We start from the raw sequence: 24,429 nt of genomic DNA on the forward strand, positions 1-24,429 counted from the left end.
CAATTAGGGGGTTATTTCTCGGATGAGGACATCATGTCAGGCTCAGTCGTCTGTTAGGGGGCTGGTTGGCTAAACAACAAGCAGCCTTAAATGAAGTTATCGCGCAGATCAATACAGAGAGAAATAATGGCAGATGAGATATCCCCTCACCTGCCGATTATGGTCATCAGTCGGCTTAGAAGCCTAAACTGTCCAGCAGATCATCAACTTGATCCTGGTTGGCAATAACACCAGCACCATTCTTATCCAGTTGTGGCCCATTGAGTAGACTGTCAGCAGGTTTTTGCGGTTTAGATGGCATATCTGGGATATTTTCCATCAGTACCATTAATAGCTGCTTCTCAATCTCTTGCACCACATCCATCATGCGTTTGATAACCTGACCGGTAAGGTCCTGGAAATCTTGCGCCATCATGATTTCCAACAATTGTGCATTGGTAAATGAGGTATGTTGCGGCACGACTTCCAGATATTCACGGGTATCAGCGACCAGAGAGCGGGCATCTGACAGCTCGACAGGATTAGCAAACCATTCGTCCCAACGAACTTTAAGCGCCTTTGCCGATGACTCCAGCTCATTTTGGCGCGGCTGTGCTGCCTCAACACAATTCAGTGCTCTTTCTGCGGCCTGAGCCGTCATATGAACGACATAATCCAGTCGATCACGCGCATCTGGAATGGCTTCCGCAGCCTGTGCAATCGCCTGATCAAGACCTAATTCGCGCAGGCTATCGCGTAACATCCGCGTCAATTGGCCAATGCGGCTTATTATATCACTGGCCGATGCCGCATCTGTTGCGGGCATTTGATGGTTACTCATCTCGCCTCCTTACATACCCAACTTTTCAAAAATCTTATTGAGCTTCTCTTCCAAGGTAGCGGCAGTGAAAGGTTTCACTACATAACCACTGGCACCTGCTTGCGCTGCTGCGATGATATTCTCTTTTTTCGCTTCGGCGGTTACCATCAGAACCGGCAAAGTACTAAGAGCACCATCGGCACGGATAGTTTTCAACAGGTCCAGGCCATCCATATTCGGCATATTCCAATCAGAAACCACAAAATCAAAACCACCCGCACGTAATTTATTCAATGCGTCGACGCCATCTTCGGCCTCTTCCACATTGTTAAAACCCAGCTCTTTCAGCAGGTTTCTGACAATACGACGCATGGTCGAAAAATCGTCTACCACCAAAAATCTGAGATTCTTATCCGCCATACCAACTCCTAAGGTTTGTTGCTCACCGCTGAGCGATTAACTATCAACGCCCGATTTCCACCGGAAAATGTCTACTAGATTCGCAGGGCTTGACCACTGCTAATCTGCGCCAACATACGCTGGCTTATCTGGTTCAAATCCAGAACTTCATTAACGCCCCCCATACCAATCGCTTCACGCGGCATGCCGAAAACCACACAACTGGCCTCGTTTTGCGCGATGGTATAAGCACCGGCGCGATACATCTCCAACAACCCGGCCGCACCATCATTGCCCATCCCCGTCAGGATAACCCCCACGGCGTTACGCCCGGCATACTGCGCCACTGAGCGAAATAGGACATCAACCGAGGGACGATGGCGGTTAACCGCCGGCCCGTCATGAATGCGAACCTGATAGTTCGCCCCACTACGCGCCAGTTCCATATGCCGATCGCCGGGCGCAATATAGGCATGCCCCGGTAAGACCCGTTCACCGTCTTCTGCTTCTTTCACAGTGATTTGACACAGCTTATTGAGTCGCTCAGCAAATGAACGGGTAAAACCCGGCGGCATATGCTGAGTAATTAACAGTGCCGGGCTGGTCGGTGGCAACGGCTGTAATACCATACGGATAGCTTCTGTCCCCCCGGTAGAGGCACCAATTGCAATTAACTTTTCACTACTGAGCAGTGGTGTATGCGTCAGCATAACCGGCGCGTTCTCTGGGCCGCGCTGCGGCAGGCGAGCTTTAGCAGCCGTACGGATTTTCTCCGCAATCAACTCACTGTAAGCCAGCATTCCCTCTCTGATCCCAAGCTGAGGTTTGGTAACAAAATCAATCGCTCCCAACTCCAACGCACGCATAGTTATCTCGGAGTTCTTACCGGTTAATGATGAGACCATCACCACCGGCATCGGCCGCAACCGCATCAGCTTTTCAAGAAAATCCAAACCATCCATCCGCGGCATTTCGACATCGAGCGTCAAAACCTGCGGATTGAATTTTTTGATCAAATCACGGGCAACCAACGGATCGGGAGCCGTTGCAACCATTTCCATGTCCGGGTGACTATTAATAATCTCGGTCATTAGTTGGCGCATCAATGCAGAATCATCAACGCACAATACTCTGATTTTACTCATCACCTCTCCTTGGTCAGCCCATAAACGGTCTGCCCGCGCAAATAGAATTCCCGACTAATTTGACTGAAATTCTCCGAGTGGCCTGCAAACATCAGACCACCTGGTTTTAGCAAAGGGACAAAGCGACGCAGAATGCGCTCCTGCGTTTCTTTATCAAAATAAATCATCACATTACGACAAAAAATAGCATCAAACTGCCCGGGTAACGCCCACTCTGGTGCCAGCAGATTGAGTTGCTGGAAATGGATCATATTGGCCAATTCCGGGCGCACTCGCACCATGCCTTGATGTGGGCCGGTGCCACGCAAGAAATAGCGTTGCATCTGTTGTGCCGACAATGAACGCAATTCATCTTGCCGATATACACCACTGGTCGCTTTTTCCAGTACTTGCGTATCGATATCGCTGGCTAACACCTGACACGAACCCGCTCTATTTCCCAACACATCACACAGTGTCATCGCGATAGAGTACGGCTCTTCACCGGTCGATGCCGCCGTACTCCACACCGAATAGCTTCCCGGCCGCTGGCGGGCATGTTCAGCCAGAATCGGAAAATGGTGTGCCTCACGGAAAAATGCCGTCAAATTAGTGGTCAAGGCATTAACAAATGCCTGCCACTCTGCACTGTTCGGGTCGGTCTCCAGCAAAGCAAGGTATTGACCAAAATCGTTAATCCCCAGCAATCTCAGCCGCCTGACCAGGCGGTTATAGACCATTTCCCGTTTGTGATCGGCCAGTACTATCCCGGCTCGTTGATAAATAAGTTGGCAGATGCGCCGGAAGTGAACATCCGGCAACGGGAGCCGTTGAATCATCTGAGTCAGGATCGACCCAGACTCTTGGGGTGATGGCTGTTTCATCGATGATGGTTTCATCCGGCCTCACCCCACAACAAAGTCTTCGTTACGCCGTTTGACAATCTGGAATTTCCTTAACAGCCGGTTGTTTACCACTGCCGTCTGCCGCCTGCCCCTCCCCGCTGTCGCTATCCTGCTCCAAACGAAAAACAGACACTGCATCGGAGAGCATACTTGCCTGCTCTTCGAGTGCGTTAGCCGCAGCCGCAGCCTCTTCCACTAATGCGGCGTTTTGCTGAGTGACCTGATCCATCTGTGTTACTGCCAGTGAAACCTGCTCTATACCTCGGCTTTGCTCATCCGAGGCGGAAGCGATTTCACCCATAATGTCGGTAACCCGAGTCACTGAGCGAACAATCTCTTCCATGGTAGTACCCGCATTTTCAACCAGAGTGGAGCCCTGGCGAACACGGCTGACCGATTCATCGATCAACCCTTTAATCTCTTTTGCTGCTTGTGCACTGCGCTGGGCCAGATTACGAACTTCACCGGCGACGACAGCAAAACCGCGCCCCTGCTCACCGGCGCGAGCAGCCTCAACAGCAGCATTTAACGCCAGAATATTGGTCTGGAAGGCAATACCGTCAATAACACTGGTAATGGCACCAATCTTCTGTGAACTGGTGGCGATATCATGCATGGTTGTCACCACACTGCCCGTCAACTCACCCCCTTTGGCAGCGGTTGCTGATGCGTCTTTCGCCAGCAATGTTGCCTGACGAGCATTATCCGCATTCTGTTTGACCGTCGCGGTCAGTTGCTCCATGCTGGCCGCAGTTTGTTCCAGTGACGCCGCTTGCTGTTCGGTTCTTGCCGACAAATCATTGTTACCAGCAGAAATTTCCTGAATCCCCGTTAGCATTGCTTCAGTGCCATCTCGGACATGACTAACGGTGGTGATAAGCGACTGCTGCATGATGCGTAAACTGGCAAACATCTCGCTGATTTCATTACGCCCGGAGACATGAATCTGCGCCGATAAATCCCCCCGTGCGATGCGGTCAAAATGCGCGCGCATAATTTTCAGCGGCCTGACAAACATAGTGCGCAGCCAAACAAGCGACGAAATCGCCATGGCTATTACCATTACAATCGCCGCACCAAATATCCACATGGAGAGATGGTACGCCTGCTGGTTTTGGGTACCGGCCTCAGCAATCACTTCATTGGCATACTGCAAATACTGTAAAAAATCGGCTTCAAACAAATCTTGTGTTTTCTGGGTGGGTTGGTCCATAAAGCCTTGTAAATTACCGGCTTCCAGAAAATCGATTAGTTGTCGTAACGACGTCCGTAAGTTCTGATAACTGTTTTTAGTGGCATCCAACAATTCGCCACCGTTATCACTCTCATCAAGGCGTGGCACCGCAATAAATTGATTGAAGTAGAGGTCCGCTTTTTGTAATGAGCTGCGCGCACTGCCCATTAATGCGTTGACTTGCTCCTGAGGTACTTTGAGAGCCGAGCGCGTCCCCGCCCGGTTTAAGGTATTACGCGCCTGAAGCAAGGATACCCAACTGAGGCTTAATGCATCCCGTTGCTGGCTACTGAGATCCACCCGGTTCAAATTTTGGTAGTCTGAGCGAAAAGCAGTAAATGACAGACCACTTGAAATTAACTGTATCGAGCAAATTAATATCAGTAACAGGAAAAAGCTGGTAGAAATCCGAATTCGGCCAAACATCGTAACCTCTTCTCAGCCGGCTCATTGGTCGGCTTTATCTATTTTTGTCCACCCAAAATAATTGGAGTTGCAGGTAGGCAGCCAGCAAACGAATCCCGATGAGCTTACGCAGTCAAGTGATTCGGGTTCGTGAGCGCAGTTAACACCCCTGCAATTTCAAGTATGAAGGGTTGTAGGGGACTAGAAAGTTTCCCAATTGTCTTGCAGGCCACTTCCCAGTGTTTTTTTAGCTGTGATGCTCAAATCCTGTGTCGGCTGCTTTATTTTTCTAACATCTCTTGTAGTACTACCGTTATCCATACGCAGAATGAATACAGACATGGATTGGGTTAACATACTGGCTTGTTCTTCCAGTGCGGCGGCGGCAGAGGCTGACTCTTCCACCAAAGAGGCGTTTTGCTGGGTTACCCGGTCCATTTCAGTGACCGCCTGACCCACCTGATCGATACCGCGACTTTGCTCATCGGAAGCAGAAGCGATTTCACCCATGATGTCGGTGACGCGGGTTACCGCATTAACGATATCTCCCATGGTTTCACCCGCACTTTCAACCAGTACTGACCCCATATCGACACGGCTAACCGAGTCTTCAATAAGGCCTTTAATCTCTTTTGCAGCTTGCGCACTACGTTGTGCCAGGTTACGTACTTCACCGGCAACAACGGCAAAACCACGACCCTGCTCACCGGCACGGGCAGCTTCAACGGCGGCGTTCAGCGCCAGGATATTGGTCTGGAAAGCGATACCATCGATGACACTGGTAATATCTGCAATTTTCTGTGAACTACCGGCAATCTCATGCATGGTTTGCACCACATTCGCCACCACTTTGCCACCTTTCTGTGCCGTTTCCGATGCACTTAAGGCCAGTTGGCTAGCTTGACGGGCATTCTCAGCATTCTGTTTCACTGTGGCGGTTAACTGCTCCATACTGGCGGCGGTTTCTTCCAGTGAGGCGGCTTGTTGTTCTGTACGCGCTGACAGATCGTTGTTGCCGGCGGAAATTTCTGAGGCACCGCTATAGATAGCATCGGCACCTAAACGCACGTCACTGACGGTGGTAATCAATTCAGATTGCATGTGTTTCAGGCTGGCTGCCAATGTGCCCATTTCGTTGCGGCTATGCACTTCGATAGTCTGCGTTAAGTCACCGTTAGCGATATGTTTAATATGTTCTATCAAGTGTTTAAGCGGATTAATCAAGATGTGTTGCATGCCAAGCCAAACAACAATAATTACCGCGAATACCACAATCAGTACGGTAACAATCACCCCCATCGCGAAGCTAAATGACTGGTTGCTGTCTTCCACTGCAGAGGCATACAAGCGATCATTTTGTGTCAGGTAAGTGTTGTAATCCTGTTCAAAAGCATTTTGGAAGCTAGAGGTGGGTTGGTCGAAGAACTCATTGATCTTGCCAGCTTCCATCAATTGGATCAGTTCGGTCAACGCACCAAAGTATTGGTCATAAGTCTGTTTTAATTTTTTAGCTGATTCGGCATCTTGCTGGCTATCCAACGGGATCTGTTCGTAGCTTTTAAAACGCTCCGCCGCCACACCCAATGTCCCTTTGGCTGATGCCAACAGGTCATTCACCGTAGGGCCACTCCCGGTGTGATTCACATCCATCATGTAGCGGATGCCTGCGCGGTTCAGCGTATTACGGGTTTGCAGCAGATTTACCCAACTTTCATTCAACACCGACTGTTGCTGACGAATAACCTGTAAAACCGCAAAGTTCTCTTTGTCATTTTTCAGGGAATTGAAGAAAAGCCCGCCGGAAACGAACTGTAAGGCACCAAATAGCACTAACACCAACAGGAGGCTGGTGACCACTTTCATACGCTTAAACATGTTATCCCTTCATAAGTACGTCAAAACACAGGTACGCCAAAACATAGGACGTCTAATTAACTGTGTTATCGGCACTGGGAGGGGGAACTTTACCGGAGAGAGACATTATTTTAACGAGATGAGGATGAGTGTTAGCAGTTTGTTATTATCGAGGTGAAAACCGGCCTCATCAGGTTTTGGCCGGACAAAAACGGACCACGGTTTCGATGGAGACCGACGTGGTGATTGGTTCGGTTGACATGAGACAGGAGATCACCTGATCACTGAACGAATATCAACCGAAACCCGATAGGCAAATTAACCGAAACTTACCCTTTAATGACGGAGTCAATCAACGACATCTCTTCACTGCTCAACAGCTTTTCGATATCCACCAAAATCAGCATTCTTTCCCCGAGTGAACCTAAACCTGTTAGATACTCAGTTGCCAGAGTGACGGCAAATTCTGGAGCAGGACGTATTTGCTCATTGGTTAATGACAGCACATCAGACACACCATCAACGACAATACCCACCACGCGCTGATCAAAATTCAGTACGATCACTACGGTATTTTCGTTATAGCTCACGCCTTTTTGTGCAAACTTAACCCGTAAATCAATAATAGGAACAATGACGCCGCGTAAGTTAGTGACACCTTTAATGAACGTCGGGGTGTTAGCGATACGGGTCACCTGATCGTAGCCACGGATCTCTTGTACTTTCAGAATATCAATCCCGTACTCTTCATCGCCCAGCGTAAAAATCAGGAACTCTTGTCCTACCGTTTCGCCAGCCAGCTTCGTGACGGTTGCTAGTCCTGCCATGTTTTTACCCTTCAATCAATAGGTTGAATTTATGTTTGTTTTCAGGACCGGAACACTCCGTGCCCTATACCTGTTTTCATACGGGTTCCATACAGGCTTCAATTGGTCCACCTGTTAGGCTGCGACCACATCATCAGCCGTTACACGCTTTTCCCGGTTTAATGCCTGCAAAGCCGACACATCAACAATTAATGCCACGCTGCCATCACCCAATATGGTTGCGGCTGAAATACCTGGCACCTTGCGATAGTTACTCTCGAGGTTTTTCACCACCACCTGATGCTGACCAATCAACTGATCTACCAAGAGTGCATAACGACGCCCGGCACTTTGCAGAATCACAACGATGCCCTGAGTGGCTTCAGTTTTGGCGTTTTCAACATCAAATACCCGGTACAATTCAACCAAAGGTAAATACTCACCGCGCACTTGTAATACCCGTTCACCGCCGGCTAGCGGGTGTAAATCTTCAGCCAAAGGTTGCAGTGATTCCATTACCGCATTCAATGGCAAGATGAAGACTTCATCACTGACTTTTACTGACATTCCATCAAGAATAGCTAGCGTCAATGGCAATAGAATACGGATTGAAGTGCCAAGACCGGCCTGGAAACTGACTTGCACATGGCCGCCCATCTCCTGAATATTTCGCTTAACCACGTCCATACCGACACCGCGGCCAGAAACATCAGTGACTTGCTCTGCGGTGGAGAATCCGGGAGCAAAAATCAGCATCCCAACATCTTCATCACTCATATGCTCATTAATGGCCATTCCTTGAGACTGCGCTTTTGCCAGAATCTTCTGCCGGTTTAACCCTGCGCCATCATCCAAGACTTCAATACAGATATTACCGCCCTGATGCTCTGCGGACAGCGTCAGATTCCCCACCGGCGGTTTACCGGCAGCAATACGGGTTTCAGCATCTTCAATACCGTGGTCCAAACTGTTACGAACCAGATGGGTCAGGGGATCGATAATGCGTTCAATCAGGCTTTTATCCAGTTCGGTAGAACTGCCAAGCAGCGTCAGTTCGACTTGCTTATTGAGCTTACTGGCTAAATCGCGCACCAAACGAGGGAAGCGGCTGAACACATACTCCATCGGCATCATACGGATCGACATCACCGACTCTTGCAAGTCACGCGCATTGCGTTCCAACTGCCCCATACTATTGAGCAAATCACCGTTGATGACGGGATCCAGCGTGCTGGAGCGCTGTGCCAACATTGATTGAGTAATCACCAACTCGCCCACCAGATTAATCAACTGGTCAACTTTCTCAACCGCGACGCGAATACTGGTTGACTCACTGGCTTTCGCTTTTGGTTTTACATGTTCCGGGCTGGTCGGTGCGGCAATAACACCCGTTTTAGGGGAACTGTTGGTTTCAGCCACTGGGGCCACCGCCGTTGGCGGTAATTCTGCGATAACCGGCGCCACTACAGCCATTTCAGCTGTAGCTTCTGGTTGCAATTCAGCGGGTATAAAACTGATCTGTTCCGGTTCCAACACAAAACAGAGCACGGCGCTGATATCATCTTCACTGACAGACGTAATCAGGGTGGCTTCCAGGCTATCAGCACTTTGATGCGGATCTTTCACTTCACCCAGATTGCCTAGCTCTTCCAACATCAGTGGGATTTCTTGCTCTTTCAAGCCAGACAAGCGAATGCGCATTCCCCCCTGAACCAATGCCGGTGACTTACCCCCCACTTTGGTGTCAGTCATCACAACGCCATTCCCTTGTGCTACTGATGTGTTGGTTCCTGTGCTTTGTTGTTCTAAAGCCTCTAATGCCAGTTGGCGCAATGCGTGGCAGATATACTCAAAGCTTTCCGCATTAGGTTCCTGAGAGGTTTTATAGGCGTCCAACTGTTCCTGCATAATATCTTTCGTTTCCAAAAACAGGTTGATGATATCAGTGCTCAACCGCATTTCATCGCGACGAGCACCATCCAACAGGTTTTCCAACAGATGGGTTGTCTCTTGTAATACCGTAAAGCCAAACGTCGCTGCACCGCCTTTGATCGAATGAGCAGCACGGAAAATGGCATTGAGTTGTTCTTTATCTGGTGCCAGTGGGTCCAGCAATAACAAGTGCTGTTCCATATCTGCCAACAGTTCATCTGCTTCATCAAAGAAAGTCTGATAAAACGCGGTAATATCCATGCTCACGGTGTCACCTCTACTGTGCGTCGCGGCTTGTCGGAGAGACCGGTGCATTACTTGCAGGTGCCGCTGGCAACGATGTCGTTGGCCCAGTGGTCGCTGGAGTGATGCTCCCCGTGCTCGATTGTTGTGTTTGTGGTGCTGTTGCAGGCTGCGTTATCGTTTTCACAGGTGCTGCCGTTACCGGTACTGCCGCCGCCGATACTGTTACCGCCCCAGTCGCGGGTTGCCCGGTGGAGGTTGCCGTACCCGTTGGCGCTGTCGCAGCAGCAGGCGTCGCGGTTGGCACAGTCCCACTGGTCTCAAGCTGCTTTAAGCTCGCGGCTTTTTCTATATCCAGCGCTTTGTTATCTAAATTCTCATGCTCAATATCATGTTGCGTCTGTTTGTTCAGCACTAAAATACTGATTCGACGGTTAACCGGATCATCCGCTGCTTGCTCTTTTAAGCGCATCGTCGAGGCCATGCCCACCACCCGCAGCACTTTTCCCTCATCCAAACCACCGGCGAGCAATTCACGCCGTGAAGCATTAGCACGATCAGCCGACAACTCCCAGTTGCTGTAACCTCGTTCGCCATTGGCATACGGCAGATCATCGGTATGCCCAGACAGACTGATTTTGTTTGGTATGTCATTCAAGATAGGGGCTATAGCACGTAAAATATCACGCATATACGGCTCTACCTGCGCACTGCCCATCTTAAACATGGGCCGATTCTGGCTATCAATAATCTGAATTCTTAGCCCTTCTTCCATCATGTTAATCAACAGATGTGGCCGTAATGCTCTCAATCTCGGGTCGGATTCGATTAATTGATCCAGTTTTTCCCGCAACTTGTTCAGTCGATACTCTTCTTTGCGACTCTCTTCTGAATCGATGTGCTTGCGTACCTCGCCCACTTGCTGGGTGGGATCATCACCGCCCCCAGGAATCGGACTGGTACTGGCACTGCTCTTATCACCGCTGGTCAACGCTATTTTCAACGGTGTCCGAAAATACTCCGCAATTTGCGTCAGTTGCTGCGGGCTGGAAACCGATAGCAACCACATCACCAGAAAGAAGGCCATCATCGCTGTCATAAAGTCAGCGTAAGCAATTTTCCATGACCCGCCATGATGACCGCCACCATGCTTAGCTTTTCGCTTTCTAATCACAATAACGGGGTGGTTCTGATGCTTCATGCGTCCTCTTCTGTCGCTTGCGGTGCCGGCGCTTTCACTCTGCGTACATGCTCTTCCAGCTCAATGAACGATGGACGCTCAGTGGTGTAGAGCGTTTTACGACCAAACTCCACGGCAATTTGTGGCGCATATCCGTTCAGGCTGGAAAGCAGTGTCACCTTGATGCACTGCATCATTTTGGTGGTTTCTGCACTCTGTTGACGCAACAAGGTGGCCAAAGGTGAAATAAAGCCATATGCCAGCAAAATACCCAGAAACGTCCCCACCATCGCATGGGCAATTAGTGCCCCAAGTTCTGCGGCGGGTCGGTCGGCGGAAGCCAGGGCATGTACCACCCCCATAACCGCAGCAACAATACCGAACGCGGGTAACGAATCCCCCACCATCGCCAGGCTACCTGCGGGAACTTCACATTCTTGTTCGTGAGTTTCTATCTCTTCATCCATCAGTGCTTCGATTTCAAAAGCATTCATATTTCCGCTGACAATTAACCGTAAATAATCAGTAATAAATTCCACTAATAACTTATCGGCCAAGATCCGAGGATAATTAGAGAAAATTTCACTTTCCCGCGGACTTTCTATATCCCGTTCCAGTGACAGCATTCCCTGTTGACGGGATTTAGCTAATAAACGGTAAAGTAACGCCATTAAGTCCATATACAGGACTTTGTTATATTTAGAACGGCGCATCAATTTTGGCATGACCTTTATTGTCGCTTTTATCGCTTTGCCGTTGTTACCCACGATAAATGCACCGATACCTGCACCGCCGATAATTAAAAATTCGGCTGGCTGATACAGTGCGCCAAGGTTGCCACCAACAATCATGTAGCCACCGAAGACCGCACCTAAGACCACGATATAACCCAAAATAACTAACACGCGACATCCTTAGCAAAGTGTGTGGGTGGAAGGTGAGGCGTTAGCACCCTTTGAGTGCAATGAATTGTCATTAACTGGCTACAGGAACGGTATCCATACCGCAGCTGTAACCAAAAAACTCTGACAACTCAAAGAGACTCAAACTGCGCGTCTAACCTGCTCATCCAGCAGTTGTGAAGTAATATCGGCAGATGGCGGAGAAAGTTTACGTTTTTTTACTGCGCGGGAAGGTGGCTGGCAGAGACTGCAAACAAAGCTATTTCGTGGTTGATGCGCATGGGTGATAAAAGTCCCACCACAGCAACTGCAACCTGAGAGTTGCAACATACCACTGTCAACGAATCGAACCAGGGTCCAGGCACGAGTTAACGCCAGTAATGGCGGCACTCCAGACTGATCAGGACACTGTTCCAGATAAAGACGATAGGCCTTAATAACGGCCTCAACACCGGTGCATTGCCCGCTTTTTAGCAGGAAGCTATAAGCGTTATAAAACATCGATGAATGAATGTTTTGTTCCCAGGTCATAAACCAATCAGTCGAAAACGGCAGCATTCCTTTAGGTGGCGGACTCCCTCTCAGCTCTTTGTAGAGCTTAATTAATCGCCCCCGGCTGAGTTGCGTTTCGCTTTCAAGCATCTGCAAACGCGCACCTAAAGTGATCAACTCCATTGCCAAATGAATGTCTTTGGCTTCCTGGACAATACTTTTCACAACCATCAGTCATGCTCTTTTTTTAGGCGCACTACCGTCTTGTAACGATAGCTCGTGGAGTAAGTGACTCGACAATAGGATCCCTGTGTGGATTTGCTGCAAGTCATCGACACGAGATTCTTTCGTCAGATGATGAATAGTGTTGTGGTCACTGAAACGGAAATGACAGACTAATTGGTTAGTCTCAGCTAATTTAACCATTTGCGGTAAAGTTAACTGCGCTAATGCGTCGGCCATAGTATCTGTAATACCCAGACGAAACATCGCTGAGGCTTTTTCATCGTTAATTAACCGTTGTGCTAAAAGCAAGTAAGACAAATTAATATCATAAATATGTTTGAGTAATTCAGACGTACTCATTTTATACATCCCGACTGATTATGTTTTAAAACATAAGTTGGATGATAGAATTCTTCACCCAAGACCTGGGATCCTTCCCGCTATACAGTTAATTAAAACCCATAGAACTAAAAGTAATTAAAACCTACTGGTGTTACATTACAAAAATACCATTTTGGTATGAAATAACATGTCGTAAACTTGGCAGCTCGGTTTTGTGCTGCTCTGATAGTGCATTTTGCTATGCAATTTTTCTTACAAAATATTAGGATTATTCCTAAAGAGGCCCAACTCTACTCCCGAATCGTTAGCACATACAATGTGACTAGTGATTCATTTTAAATGCAATGTGATGCGGGTCACAAAAATAAAATATAAAGCTGTTTCTTACACCCATAATTGTTCATTTTTCACTCACACCAATGGTTAAAAAACACTCACAAGTCAGAAAAGAGCTAAAAAACTAGATATATAGGCCCAATTCTTAGTGTTTTTAGATCAGTTCGAACAAAAGCATTCCTAAAGCAAAATAGCAGAACATAAATCTGTTATAACCCAAAATTATCAGCAGTAAGGACTAAAGCAGAGGATTATAGTTCGGTTATCCTATAACTACCCTTCCGAAACTATTTTGTTTTAACGAATATTTATGCGATTTCACAAAACACCGCCTATCGACCATTTATTAACCCATTTACCTTTTAACGTTAAAAAACCCAACAACATGTATTAAAAAAGGCAACAGAGGTAACTGCATGTTTCAGTTCAACGCTATTGCACGCATTTCATTCTGCCGCAGTTTTAACTTTGGTTCATATCCGCGTTTTTACAAGGAATTTGTGAATACAATGTAATTGAAAGTAATTAATAATGTTTGAAACATAAGTTTCAAACATTGCTTATTAGCGACTATTTTAATTAACGCCCTATCACGGCTCGCATTATTGGCTGGTCGTAACCAAATGTGACTGACATCCCATTTATCAAAGGTGTATTCCCCTAACCTTTAATCTATAGCCGCGCTTATGGGAGCTTAATGATGGGATACAGAAATGTACTGGTCGCAGTTGCCCTTTCACCCGATAGCCAACAATTGGTTAATAAAGCCGTTTCTATCGTGCGGCCCTATAATGGCAGGGTTTCGTTAATCACCCTGACAACTGAGCCAGAAATGTACAGCAGTTATGCTGCCCCCATGCTGGGAGACTTGCGTTCTGTGTTGCAAGAAGAAGCGCAACTATTTATGGAGGAGTTAGCGATTAATGCAGATTATCCCATAGAGGATAGATCCATTGTGCACGGGCAATTCGCTGATAGCATGGCTTACGTTTGCCAACAGCAGCATATTGATTTAGTTATCTGCGGTAACCACAGTACAAGCCTGATGAATAAACTCTCCTGTTCTGCTGCCAAGCTGATTAATACCAGTAGTGTCGACGTGTTGATCGTCCCACTTTAATTAACCCGCAACTGCGCGTTGCGGCAACCGTTCTGTCAGAACCGTAATACCTTTCGCTGTGTTGCCGCACTATTAGCTGAAATCATCCCGCCGAGTTCTACTATTATTCTCAACACGCGTTATTTTAAATATTCGCTATGTTCACTACCGGCCTTTTTACTCCGTCCAAGTAAGGGAATTTGATGCCTCAAGATAAAACCAGTAACCGCCGTATTCTGCTGGCTTCACGCCCACATGGCACACCAACCAGCGAAAATTTCACCTTAGATATTCAACCTATTGCGCAACCCGCAGCAGGTCAGGTGCTACTTCGCACTCGCTATTTGTCGCTTGACCCCTATATGCGTGGCCGTATGAGCGACGCCCCCTCCTATGCCGCGCCGGTTGAAATTGGTGACGTCATGGTGGGCGGGGCCGTCTCACGCGTTGAAGCCTCTAATCACCCGGAGTTTCAAGTGGGTGATTGGGTTTTGGCCAACAGTGGCTGGCAAGACTATACGTTATCGGATGGTGCTGGTATCCGCAATTTGGGGCCACAACTCTCCCATCCTTCACGCTCTCTGGGCGTTTTGGGCATGCCTGGTTTCACGGCTTATATGGGACTATTGGATATTGGTCAGCCCAAAGCGGGCGAAACTCTGGTCGTTGCCGCAGCCAGTGGCGCGGTTGGCTCAGTTGTCGGGCAAGTCGGTAAACTAAAAGGATGCAAAGTTATCGGGATAGCTGGAGGATCGGAGAAATGCCGCTATGTGGTGGAAGAATTGGGCTTCGACGCCTGTATTGACCACCGGGCAACAGATTTTGCGCAACAATTGGAGAAAGCCTGTTCTGACGGCATTGATATTTATTATGAAAACGTAGGTGGTGCGGTATTTGACGCGGTATTGCCATTGCTGAACCCACGCGCCCGTATTCCAGTATGCGGGTTGATAGCACGCTATAACGATACGGAATTACCGGACGGCCCGGATCGTTTGCCACTGTTGCAAAGCATCATTTTGCGCAAACGGATTAGGATGCAAGGATTTATCATTTTTGATGACTATGGCCATCATTTTGGTGATTTCCTACAGCAAATGACCCAATGGGTTGATCAGGGCAAAATCAAGTTCCGTGAAGACTTGGTTGACGGACTAGAAAATGCGCCGCAAGCCTTTATCGGCCTATTGGAAGGCAAGAATTTTGGCAAGTTGGTGATTCGCGTCAGTAATGAATAGTCGACATAATTCCGGGGCCAACTCGCCCCGGAAACTGTTATATCAATGCCCTGATAGCAACAAATAGTCTTGCCGGATATAAAACCTAGCCATTAATCGAAGCAATTACAGCCACTCGCCGAAGCGGCGAATATAAAATTGCTTCATCATTTGCGCAACAACACAGTAGCTGACTAAGGTACCTGCCAACCAAGGGAAATATTGCCACGGTAATGGTTGCAATCCGACTAATGCTCCCAATGGTGAGAACGGAATATAGATACCTATTGCCATGATCAATCCGGTCGTCAATAGCACTGGCAAGGCGGCGGTACTTTGAATAAACGGTATTTTTTGTGTGCGCAACATATGGACAACCAACGTCTGCGACAACAGACCTTCAATAAACCAACCGGACTGGAACAAAGCCTGATGCTCAACACTGTTAGCCGCAAAAACAAACCACATCAGTGCATAAGTCGTAATATCAAAAATTGAGGAAGTTGGCCCAATCCATAGCATAAAGCGGCCAATATTCTTAGCATCCCACTTACGCGGTTTGCGTAAAAATTCTTTGTCCATTTTATCCCACGGCAGGGAAAGCTGGGAAATGTCATACATCAGGTTTTGTAACAGCAGGTGGATGGCAAGCATGGGTAAGAAAGGAATAAATGCACTGGCAACCAGCACTGAGAACACATTGCCGAAATTCGAGCTAGCCGTCATATTCAGATATTTGATGATATTACCGAAGGTTTCACGCCCTATAATAACCCCCTCCTCCAGCACCATCAGATTCTTTTCTAACAGAATAATATCTGCCGACTCTTTAGCGATATCAGTGCCAGTATCAACCGATATCCCCACGTCAGCATCGCGTAATGCCGGTGCATCATTGATGCCATCGCCAAGAAAACCAACGGTATGCCCATTGCTTTGCAGCATTTTTAGCACCCGTGATTTTTGCAAAGGGGTAAGTTTGGTAAACACTGTGCGCAACTCGACTTCACGCGCTAACGTTTCATCATCCATACCTTCAATATCACGGCCACTCAGCGGTTCCCCCGGCTCCAACCCGACATCGCGGCAGATTTTTGCCGTAATAATCGGGTTATCGCCCGTTAACACTTTTACTGCAACGCCATTTTCACGCAGTGCGGTGATAGCAGCCTCCGCGCTCTCTTTTGGCGGATCGAGGAAAGTCAGTAGCCCTTGAACAACCAAATCACGTTCATCATTAATATTTAACGGTAATTCACTGAGCTGAGTCCCTAACTCACGGGTTGCCAGTAACAAAACACGAAAACCGTCTTCATTATATTGCGTGGCTAACGCCAGTAATTTGGCTCTGCGGGCTTCATCCAGTGGGTATATCTTATCTCCCTCGCGAACTTGGGTGCAGATGCTCAGCATCTCTTCCACCGCACCTTTGCAAATTAAGCGCTGGTGCTGCTGCTCATCTTTTACCACAATTGACAGACGGCGACGGATAAAATCAAACGGTAATTCATCGACCTTGTTAAAGCCGCGCAAAGCATCTATTTCAGGTTTACCGCGGCTAAATTTTATGACCGCCTGATCCATCAGATTGCGCATACCACTTTGATGGAAACTATTAAGCCATGCTAATTGCAGCACTTTATTGTCATTGCTGCCATTGGCATCCAGGTGGTGTTCAAGAATGATGCGGTCCTGGGTTAATGTGCCGGTTTTATCTGTGCACAACACATCCATAGCACCAAAGTTCTGTATTGCATTCAATCGCTTAACCACAACTTTGCGCCGTGACATAGCAATTGCACCTTTCGCCAGGTTAGAACTGACAATCATTGGCAACATTTCAGGGGTTAACCCAACCGCAACTGCCAATGCAAATAGTGCCGCTTCAGTCCAATCACCTTTTGTAAAACCATTAATTAGCAATACAATCGGTACCATTACCAACATAAAACGAATCAATAACCAACTGACACTGTTGACGCCACGATCAAATGCCGTCTGCGCGCGTGTGCCAACAATCGACTTAGCAAGCGACCCGAAATAAGTATGCCCGCCGGTAGCCACAACCACAGCCATTGCCGTTCCACTGGCAACGTTAGTTCCCATCAGACAAATATTAGATAATTCAAGTAATTCACTCTCGCTATTGGCATCCGCATCTACTGATTTTGAGCTGATGGCCCCCATTGCGTCGTACTTTTCAATAGGGATAGCTTCTCCGGTCAGGATCGCCTGGCTGATAAACAAATCTCTGGATTTAATGAGCCGTAAATCTGCCGGAATCATATCTCCGGCGGATAACAGAATGATATCCCCCGGCACTAATTGCTTAATCGCAATTTCTTGTTTTGCCGGTTGGGCACTATGGCTACTACGGCGTAATACTGTGGCGGTGGTTCGCACCATCGATTTCAGGGCTTCAGCCGCTTTATTGGTGCGGTACTCCTGCCAGAAACGCAATAAACCACTGATCAATACCATCGTCACAATAATAGTGACACCTATCAGATCAGTCTCCTCACCCTGTTGTAATGGCAGCCAATAATCAGTAAAGAAACTGATTGCCGCCAATACCATCAAAACAAAAATAAAAGGATTATTAAATGCTGCCAATAACTGAAGCAACGCTGGGGGCGCTTTCTCATGTGCTACCTGATTAATGCCGTATAATTCCAGTCGCTCCCTGGCATCCTCTTCTGTCAGCCCATTTAAATTAGCATTCAACTTGGATAATGTTTGATCCAAACTATTCTTGGCTTCTTGCGCGATAGCAAAAGTTTTTTTATTACTGCTACGGCTGGTAACTGTTTTTTTGAATTGGGTCATAACGCTTCTCTTTTAATTCTAAACGCACAGGGTTTATCCGCTCAATTATTGAGAGATAAATGTGCTGAACTATTATTGCGCTGCCAACTTTGTATTTATATTTAATTAGCAGCGACTAATTTGGTTAACTCCGGGGTGATCGTCCATAACAACTCCTTACTACCACATGGGTCAGTATTTAATTATTTATTGCAAAAAATTGAGCAACTTATTAATGAGTAAATTACTTTATTATTAAGCAGGTAATTCAGATGCGATACGCCAATGGACGGCACTGACGCTCCGCTCCAGACTGACACGGCAAACAATACTTTCAATTTCTCTTTGCGCTGCGGGTGTCGCCATTATTTCTGCACACACTTCCAACTGACCGGGTTTGGCAATATCTGCACTGCAAAGTGACTGTAATCGTAATGCCACACCATTTAACGCCTGTAAAATAAGGGTTCGAACCAATATCTCATCTTCCGCACCACAAGTGACCTGAATCCGGTAACGAACTTCCAGGTCTATGGCTTGTTGCTGAGGCTGCATATTAATCCGTTGCGCCGCCTCCCGTAACAATATATTGGCACACAGAATAACGGCAGTGGCGGCCACTGCATTCCAATACAGTCCCAAGCCACAAAGCACACCAATACCCGCCGAGCACCAGAGTGTAGCTGCGGTGTTCAGGCCACGAATATTCATGCCTTCGCGCATAATGACGCCTGCACCCAAAAAACCGATGCCTGAAACAACTTGAGCGGCGATACGACCAGGGCTATCAGGGGATGTGGCATAAGAGCTGAGAATAAATACTGCAGCACCGGTCGCGACTAATGCATTAGTACGTAAGCCCGCCATACGCTGGCGCCATTGTCTTTCAGCGCCAATTAATGCGCCCAAACACATCGCCAGTAATAAATTTACGACAAAAGGAGTTAATGCCATGATTCTCTCCATGAATTAATCATTGGTAGAATAATCATGTGCTATTTAGCACACAGGTAATTGTGCTGAGATATATAACCCGAGGGTATAAATCAGCAATAGCCCGTGTTTCTGCCGGGAGGAAAAAGTGCGTGGTTGTTAAATACCATAATAAAAACCCGAATTATTACCCTCGATGATTAAACATCGAGTGAAATATTACACCCACACTCATTGGCGTTATAACCAGACAACGATTGAATGAATCTCGTTGCGCTGACTAAAACATGGGCTTCAAGTGAATAAACACCACCAGCGCCACGATAACGTCAAGTAATAAGGGTCTACTTGGGTATGCACAACTCAGGAAATAAGAGAGGGTGCTGCCCGCCATTTTCGGCAAGCAACAAATCTGTAGAGAGATAGGTTAGCTTGCCTTGCTTATTTGACTACTACTTTGCGTATCCATTATTTTCTCCACCGAAATTTTTCAAGAGTATAGTTGCGTGTGATAATTATGTAAAGTCTATATTTCTAAACAAAACCTAAACCAGCCCCAATGAATTAAACAATAAACTTAATATTTATAATATATCGATTAATTACATCATACTCTACTCAAGCCATTGAGCATGCGTCAGGGGCATATAAGAATAAAACAGAGATAAGAGAATCAACTCAAACACTCTTACCTGCCATTCCCCACGTCGGTGCCCATACTCAATCACCCTCGCTAAGACTCGCGCACAATGACACCTATACCCCCTCACTCAGCCAACTGAGTGCATCCCCCTGTCCTTACCATCAAGTCATTGACACAATTACAGAAATCTCATCAATCTTTAATCCAAATTGCGATCGTGATCCCATTTATAACCCTAACTATTTTAGCTCCGTTGCCGATAGGTTCTTAAAGGACTGTTGAGATTTTTTTAGATATAGGGGTGGATTAACTGTAAGTAGCGATGCCTGTACCCACCGTAAATCGGCGTTACAGCGAACCAGGCTATAGCTTCAAACATACCGGGTACATCAGGCAAGGACCTTTCCTCGAGCGACTATAGAAACGGAACTAACAATGAAACGTGGAAGTACGCATCAGCCATTGGATATAAAAATAGCGCCAGAACAGAATAAAAATACGAAAGTATTGTTTATTAATAATATGCGTCTGGTCACTTTGTTTATCGCCATCTTGGCGGGAATACTGCTTTTATTTGCAGCGGCGATTGGGACGTCAGGTTACTTCTTAAAACAGAGTAACCAATCACTGGAAGAGGCGACGCAAGAGCTAGATATCCGCCTGGGTCTGTCTAACAGTTCGAACCACCTGCGTACTGCACGCCTTATTCTGATTCAAGCAGCATCAGCGGCACGTATCGGTGATACCGAGGGTTATCAGCAGGGGCTAAAAAACGCTGAGAGCCGTATCGCTCAATCGCAGCAAATGTTTAATCTCTACTATAACCGTCCGGTTAAATCCGAAACGGATAGCGCATTAGATGCACCATTGAAAAAAGCCTATGAACAGTATCGCGACGAGGGGATGAAACTCATGCTCGACGCGACGAAAGAAGGTCATTTTGAAGAAGTTATTTCCCTCGAAGCTGAAAAACTTAATCAGTTGGATGATGCTTATAATGAACCACTGCTGAAAGCAGTTAAGTATCGCACCGAACGGGCTAACCAGATTAATCAGACCGCCCAACAACAAGCCCGTCTTGGTTATATGCTGATGGGAGGCGCTTTTATTCTGGCCATCTTACTGACATTAATTGCTTTTTTAGTGATCAGCAAAGTCATCATCAAGCCGATTAATTGGCTGGTAGCACGTATTCAGCGTATTGCTCAGGGGGATTTGACACAAAGTTCGGTCTCATTTGGCCGCAATGAAATTGGTGTGCTGGGTAACAATATCCAACAAATGCAGGATTCGTTATCCCTAACTGTGGAAGCTGTGCGCAGCAGTGCTGAATCTATTTACCAGGGATCGAGTGAAATTGCACTGGGTAATACCGACCTTTCGGCACGTACCGAGCAACAAGCCGCATCACTTGAACAGACCGCCGCCAGCATGGAGCAACTGACCGCAACCGTAAAACAAAATGCGGAGAATGCCCATCATGCGAGCCAGCTCGCAGCCAACGCCTCAGGTAAAGCTGCTCAGGGTGGCGATATCGTTAATGATGTTGTTAGCACGATGGATAAGATATCCCTCAGTTCAATGAAAATTGCTGAAATTACCAATGTAATTAATAGTATCGCGTTCCAAACGAATATTCTGGCTCTGAATGCTGCGGTTGAAGCTGCCCGGGCGGGCGAACAAGGCCGTGGTTTTGCTGTAGTGGCCAGTGAAGTCCGTAATCTGGCACAGCGCAGCGCCGATGCTGCCAAAGAGATAGAATCGTTGATTGAGGCCTCGGTTGACCTGATTGGTGATGGATCCATCCTGGTGTCCGATGCCGGTAAAGCGATGAATGAGATCGTGACAGCCGTTAGTCATGTGACTGATATTATGGGTGAAATTGCCTCTGCTTCTGATGAGCAGAGTCGTGGTATTAGTCAGGTTGCCCAGGCAGTTTCAGAAATGGACAATGTCACGCAACAGAATGCCTCTTTAGTTCAGGAAGCGTCAGCGGCGGCGGCCTCGTTGGAACAACAAGCTGAAATCTTGACTCAAGCCGTTGCAGTATTCCATTTAAAAGGCGGCAACCCTGCCCCGTCACTGAAAACTCCAGCACCTATGTCCACCAAACAGAAGAGCGCGGTCGGGAATAAGAAGTCCGGTGACGACTCACTAAACTGGGAAACGTTCTGAGTTAACACCGAAATCGTTCAACCAAACTATAGTGACGATATTTAGATAGCAAAACCGGAGGCAAGGTGTACTCACCTTCCTCCGGTTTTTTATTGCGCCGCTCGCAGCACAACAGACAGAACACCAATGTTACGGGTGAAGCGGCTCGACAAAGGTGCCATCATGGCTATCAATCTCGTTAAAGAACCAGACACCTGCGGGGTAATCTTCCAACGAAACCAGATACATAATGCCCTCACTAAACTGCTCAACCTCTAACACAACCCCCTCACGCCGTGGGCCGCCATCGGTTTTTACTGTCACCCGATCATTCACTTTCATGATATTACCTTCAATTAAATCAATGCTGCTAGTGTAGTACAGAATAAGGTGAGAATGATAAGGTTTACGTATACACAACGGTATGCTTTTGGTGAATATATTCGAGGGTAGAACAGTATTGGCTTACTGAGTAAGAGAAGCTGAGTTAATCAGAATCGAGGGGATAAAGCAGAGGATCTTGCCGGATGCCAGAAAGTAAAAAACCCGCCTTAGCGGGTTTTTTTATAATCAGCCAAAGGCCAATTAGATTGCAGTTACGTTTGCTGCAGACGGACCTTTAGCACCGTTCTCGATAGAGAACTGTACATTCTGGCCTTCAGCCAGGGTCTTGAAGCCTTGATCTTGGATTGCAGAGAAGTGAACGAACACGTCTTTGCTGCCATCAGCTGGAGTGATGAAACCGAAGCCTTTAGACTCGTTGAACCACTTTACTTGACCTTTCATCATGTTAGACATGTGTATTTCCTTTATTAAAAAAATTTGCCACCATGGGCGTGTTATAGCCGGTTATCAGTCGTTACTTATGGAGGCACTATGAAGGAAATTCGTCAGTGAAGAGCTATCAACGATAACGCTTTAAATATGAACCACTTTACTCAAGATGTCGTGCATAAATAGGTCTGTACCACAGGCCGAGACGCATTAACTCATGACCGGCTTTTAATAGCAACTCTTTTTAGCGGGCAAACTACAGATTCTTGTTTGCATGGCTAAAATAAAACCAAAAAAGCTATTAATTATACTCTTGATGCCCACTTTTACGCAGAATAATCATAAAATTTATTGTTACTAAACTACTGCTGCCCAAACGCTGGCGATAATAAAAAGAGCAAAATGTATTAAATGGGCTGTTTTACGTCATGTTTTCCGATGGGTACTGAAAGTTTATCTCATGAGTTTGCTATAATATGCAGCCACCTATCCCTGAGAAGAACGCATGAGGCCGAAGTCTGTCACCTTAGATGATGTTGCACGTCAGGCGGGAGTGTCATATCAAACCGTATCACGTGTTTTAAACCAGGCCCTTCATGTCTCGCCAAAAACCCGCAGCAAGGTCGAACAGGCCATGGCTGACTTAAACTATGTTCCTAACCGCGTAGCACAGCAATTAGCGGGGAAACATAGCCTTACGCTTGGGCTGGCAACGACAGATCTCGCGTTGCATGCCCCTTCTCAAATAGCTGCAGCGATAAAAAGCAAAGCCCGCGAGTTGGGATACGCAATAGTGATTGCCATGGTTGATGATCAAACTGGCCCAGCCTGCCAACAAGCCATAAATGAGCTATTAGCCCAACGGGTGGACGGGATCTTAGTGAATATTCCGCTGAAGCCCAAAGGCTGCGAGAAAATTGTCCAGCAGTGTGCTGATACTCCAGTGCTGTTCCTGGATGTTGATCCACAATCCACCGCCTTCAGTGTTCTGTTTGACGCCAAAGTCGGGGCTGTTCAGGGGGCTGAACACCTAATTAGCTTAGGCCACCAGCAGATTGCCCTTATCTGTGGGCCCAAAAATGCCATTTCAGCCCAGTTACGTTATCAGGGCTGGTTACAGGTACTCAATGATGCCTCGTTAACACCGCAGGCGGTCTATCACGGTGAGTGGAATGCCAAAAGCGGCTATCAGACCACACTGCAACTTATTACCAGCAACATCCCTTTTAGCGCCATTTTGGTCGCTAACGATCAAATGGCTCTTGGTGTATTACGCGCTCTGCATGAGCATAATATCAATGTCCCTGAGCACGTCTCGGTCATTGGTTACGATGACACCGCAGACAGTGCCTATTTCCAACCGCCACTGACGACTGTCAGACAGGACTTCAAGCAATTAGGGGCAGAGAGCGTTTCCCGCCTGATTGTCAGGCTGCATCACTCAATTGAGTTACCTTCTGCGTCTCTCTTGTTAGCCACTGAACTGACAATACGCCAAACAACAGCACGCTTTAAGCGCTCTATCCTTAAAAACGAATAAATGCGATCACTCTCGACTATTTATCCAACCACTATTTACTTTATCTGTCGTTGAATTCATCTTTATCCCAACACAATTGTGAGCGC

20 protein-coding genes are annotated in these 24,429 nt (G+C 47.1%); 4 read left to right on the plus strand and 16 right to left on the minus strand.

What is annotated here, in order from left to right; all coding sequences use genetic code 11:
* Window positions 1–175: 175 nt before the first annotated feature.
* The 12 genes from cheZ to flhD form a co-directional block, all read right to left on the minus strand.
* Window positions 176–820, minus strand: coding sequence for a protein phosphatase CheZ (gene cheZ / locus V1956_RS15850; RefSeq protein WP_372558664.1), 645 nt, complete (start codon window positions 818–820; stop codon window positions 176–178).
* A 9-nt stretch (window positions 821–829) separates the two neighbouring features.
* Window positions 830–1,219: a chemotaxis response regulator CheY gene (gene cheY, locus V1956_RS15855; RefSeq protein WP_372558663.1), complete on the minus strand. Its 390-nt coding sequence runs from the start codon at window positions 1,217–1,219 to the stop codon at window positions 830–832.
* A 74-nt stretch (window positions 1,220–1,293) separates the two neighbouring features.
* On the minus strand, window positions 1,294–2,343 hold the full coding sequence (locus V1956_RS15860) for a protein-glutamate methylesterase/protein-glutamine glutaminase (protein ID WP_083159168.1): 1,050 nt from the start codon (window positions 2,341–2,343) through the stop codon (window positions 1,294–1,296).
* Entirely contained in the window at window positions 2,343–3,221 is an 879-nt protein-coding gene (gene cheR / locus V1956_RS15865; RefSeq protein ID WP_372558662.1) for a protein-glutamate O-methyltransferase CheR, read from the minus strand. The genes V1956_RS15860 and cheR overlap by 1 nt, the downstream gene beginning before the upstream one ends.
* A gap of 28 nt (window positions 3,222–3,249) precedes the next feature.
* On the minus strand, window positions 3,250–4,887 hold the full coding sequence (locus tag V1956_RS15870) for a methyl-accepting chemotaxis protein (protein ID WP_372558661.1): 1,638 nt from the start codon (window positions 4,885–4,887) through the stop codon (window positions 3,250–3,252).
* Window positions 4,888–5,067: 180 nt separating this feature from the next.
* Entirely contained in the window at window positions 5,068–6,741 is a 1,674-nt protein-coding gene (locus V1956_RS15875; RefSeq protein ID WP_372558660.1) for a methyl-accepting chemotaxis protein, read from the minus strand.
* 308 nt (window positions 6,742–7,049) lie between these two features.
* Window positions 7,050–7,547, minus strand: coding sequence for a chemotaxis protein CheW (cheW, locus tag V1956_RS15880; protein ID WP_083159171.1), 498 nt, complete (start codon window positions 7,545–7,547; stop codon window positions 7,050–7,052).
* Between the two features lie 114 nt (window positions 7,548–7,661).
* Complete coding sequence (cheA, locus tag V1956_RS15885; RefSeq protein ID WP_372559878.1) at window positions 7,662–9,719, minus strand: chemotaxis protein CheA; 2,058 nt, start codon at window positions 9,717–9,719, stop codon at window positions 7,662–7,664.
* 16 nt (window positions 9,720–9,735) lie between these two features.
* Complete coding sequence (motB, locus tag V1956_RS15890; RefSeq protein WP_083159173.1) at window positions 9,736–10,902, minus strand: flagellar motor protein MotB; 1,167 nt, start codon at window positions 10,900–10,902, stop codon at window positions 9,736–9,738.
* Window positions 10,899–11,786: a flagellar motor stator protein MotA gene (gene motA, locus V1956_RS15895; protein WP_083159174.1), complete on the minus strand. Its 888-nt coding sequence runs from the start codon at window positions 11,784–11,786 to the stop codon at window positions 10,899–10,901. The genes motB and motA overlap by 4 nt, the downstream gene beginning before the upstream one ends.
* A 138-nt stretch (window positions 11,787–11,924) precedes the next feature.
* Entirely contained in the window at window positions 11,925–12,506 is a 582-nt protein-coding gene (gene flhC, locus V1956_RS15900; protein WP_083159175.1) for a flagellar transcriptional regulator FlhC, read from the minus strand.
* Between the two features lie 3 nt (window positions 12,507–12,509).
* The gene (flhD, locus tag V1956_RS15905; protein WP_193784677.1) at window positions 12,510–12,860 is read right to left on the minus strand and encodes a flagellar transcriptional regulator FlhD; all 351 of its coding nucleotides are present in this window, start codon (window positions 12,858–12,860) and stop codon (window positions 12,510–12,512) included.
* Between the two features lie 1,018 nt (window positions 12,861–13,878).
* Here flhD and uspC point away from each other — a divergent pair.
* Both uspC and V1956_RS15915 read left to right on the plus strand, forming a co-directional pair.
* On the plus strand, window positions 13,879–14,298 hold the full coding sequence (gene uspC / locus V1956_RS15910; RefSeq protein WP_083163715.1) for a universal stress protein UspC: 420 nt from the start codon (window positions 13,879–13,881) through the stop codon (window positions 14,296–14,298).
* Between the two features lie 182 nt (window positions 14,299–14,480).
* Complete coding sequence (locus V1956_RS15915; RefSeq protein WP_083159177.1) at window positions 14,481–15,515, plus strand: NADP-dependent oxidoreductase; 1,035 nt, start codon at window positions 14,481–14,483, stop codon at window positions 15,513–15,515.
* 105 nt (window positions 15,516–15,620) lie between these two features.
* Here V1956_RS15915 and mgtA read toward each other — a convergent pair whose 3' ends face one another.
* Entirely contained in the window at window positions 15,621–18,320 is a 2,700-nt protein-coding gene (gene mgtA / locus V1956_RS15920; protein WP_372558657.1) for a magnesium-translocating P-type ATPase, read from the minus strand.
* A gap of 234 nt (window positions 18,321–18,554) precedes the next feature.
* On the minus strand, window positions 18,555–19,253 hold the full coding sequence (locus V1956_RS15925; protein ID WP_193784678.1) for an MgtC family protein: 699 nt from the start codon (window positions 19,251–19,253) through the stop codon (window positions 18,555–18,557).
* 1,057 nt (window positions 19,254–20,310) lie between these two features.
* Between V1956_RS15925 and V1956_RS15930 the strand changes: the two genes are divergently transcribed.
* Window positions 20,311–22,050 carry a methyl-accepting chemotaxis protein gene (locus V1956_RS15930; protein ID WP_083159180.1) on the plus strand — a complete coding sequence of 580 codons (1,740 nt, stop codon included), beginning with the start codon at window positions 20,311–20,313 and terminating at the stop codon, window positions 22,048–22,050.
* 129 nt (window positions 22,051–22,179) lie between these two features.
* Here V1956_RS15930 and dsrB read toward each other — a convergent pair whose 3' ends face one another.
* Complete coding sequence (gene dsrB / locus V1956_RS15935; protein ID WP_372558655.1) at window positions 22,180–22,371, minus strand: protein DsrB; 192 nt, start codon at window positions 22,369–22,371, stop codon at window positions 22,180–22,182.
* Window positions 22,372–22,614: 243 nt separating this feature from the next.
* The gene (cspE, locus tag V1956_RS15940) at window positions 22,615–22,827 is read right to left on the minus strand and encodes a transcription antiterminator/RNA stability regulator CspE (RefSeq protein ID WP_002210893.1); all 213 of its coding nucleotides are present in this window, start codon (window positions 22,825–22,827) and stop codon (window positions 22,615–22,617) included.
* A gap of 481 nt (window positions 22,828–23,308) precedes the next feature.
* On the opposite strand from cspE, the gene V1956_RS15945 reads away from it, so the two are divergent.
* The gene (locus V1956_RS15945) at window positions 23,309–24,343 is read left to right on the plus strand and encodes a LacI family DNA-binding transcriptional regulator (RefSeq protein WP_372558654.1); all 1,035 of its coding nucleotides are present in this window, start codon (window positions 23,309–23,311) and stop codon (window positions 24,341–24,343) included.
* Window positions 24,344–24,429 lie beyond the last annotated feature (86 nt).

Origin of the sequence: Yersinia sp. 2540 StPb PI, assembly GCF_052217165.1 — a bacterium.
In the GTDB taxonomy this organism is placed as follows: Bacteria; Pseudomonadota; Gammaproteobacteria; order Enterobacterales; family Enterobacteriaceae; genus Yersinia; species Yersinia enterocolitica_E.

Bases quoted from the DNA above. Each gene is read 5' to 3' on its own strand.
- V1956_RS15930 (WP_083159180.1), top strand. From the start codon at position 20,311: ATGAAACGTGGAAGTACGCATCAGCCATTGGATATAAAAATAGCGCCA.
- flhC (WP_083159175.1), bottom strand. From the start codon at position 12,506: ATGGTTGTGAAAAGTATTGTCCAGGAAGCCAAAGACATTCATTTGGCA.
- flhD (WP_193784677.1), bottom strand. From the start codon at position 12,860: ATGAGTACGTCTGAATTACTCAAACATATTTATGATATTAATTTGTCT.
- cspE (WP_002210893.1), bottom strand. From the start codon at position 22,827: ATGTCTAACATGATGAAAGGTCAAGTAAAGTGGTTCAACGAGTCTAAA.
- V1956_RS15875 (WP_372558660.1), bottom strand. From the start codon at position 6,741: ATGTTTAAGCGTATGAAAGTGGTCACCAGCCTCCTGTTGGTGTTAGTG.
- motB (WP_083159173.1), bottom strand. From the start codon at position 10,902: ATGAAGCATCAGAACCACCCCGTTATTGTGATTAGAAAGCGAAAAGCT.
- cheZ (WP_372558664.1), bottom strand. From the start codon at position 820: ATGAGTAACCATCAAATGCCCGCAACAGATGCGGCATCGGCCAGTGAT.
- V1956_RS15870 (WP_372558661.1), bottom strand. From the start codon at position 4,887: ATGTTTGGCCGAATTCGGATTTCTACCAGCTTTTTCCTGTTACTGATA.
- cheW (WP_083159171.1), bottom strand. From the start codon at position 7,547: ATGGCAGGACTAGCAACCGTCACGAAGCTGGCTGGCGAAACGGTAGGA.
- V1956_RS15925 (WP_193784678.1), bottom strand. From the start codon at position 19,253: ATGGCATTAACTCCTTTTGTCGTAAATTTATTACTGGCGATGTGTTTG.
- cheA (WP_372559878.1), bottom strand. From the start codon at position 9,719: ATGGATATTACCGCGTTTTATCAGACTTTCTTTGATGAAGCAGATGAA.
- V1956_RS15860 (WP_083159168.1), bottom strand. From the start codon at position 2,343: ATGAGTAAAATCAGAGTATTGTGCGTTGATGATTCTGCATTGATGCGC.
- cheY (WP_372558663.1), bottom strand. From the start codon at position 1,219: ATGGCGGATAAGAATCTCAGATTTTTGGTGGTAGACGATTTTTCGACC.
- V1956_RS15915 (WP_083159177.1), top strand. From the start codon at position 14,481: ATGCCTCAAGATAAAACCAGTAACCGCCGTATTCTGCTGGCTTCACGC.
- cheR (WP_372558662.1), bottom strand. From the start codon at position 3,221: ATGAAACCATCATCGATGAAACAGCCATCACCCCAAGAGTCTGGGTCG.
- dsrB (WP_372558655.1), bottom strand. From the start codon at position 22,371: ATGAAAGTGAATGATCGGGTGACAGTAAAAACCGATGGCGGCCCACGG.
- uspC (WP_083163715.1), top strand. From the start codon at position 13,879: ATGGGATACAGAAATGTACTGGTCGCAGTTGCCCTTTCACCCGATAGC.
- V1956_RS15945 (WP_372558654.1), top strand. From the start codon at position 23,309: ATGAGGCCGAAGTCTGTCACCTTAGATGATGTTGCACGTCAGGCGGGA.
- mgtA (WP_372558657.1), bottom strand. From the start codon at position 18,320: ATGACCCAATTCAAAAAAACAGTTACCAGCCGTAGCAGTAATAAAAAA.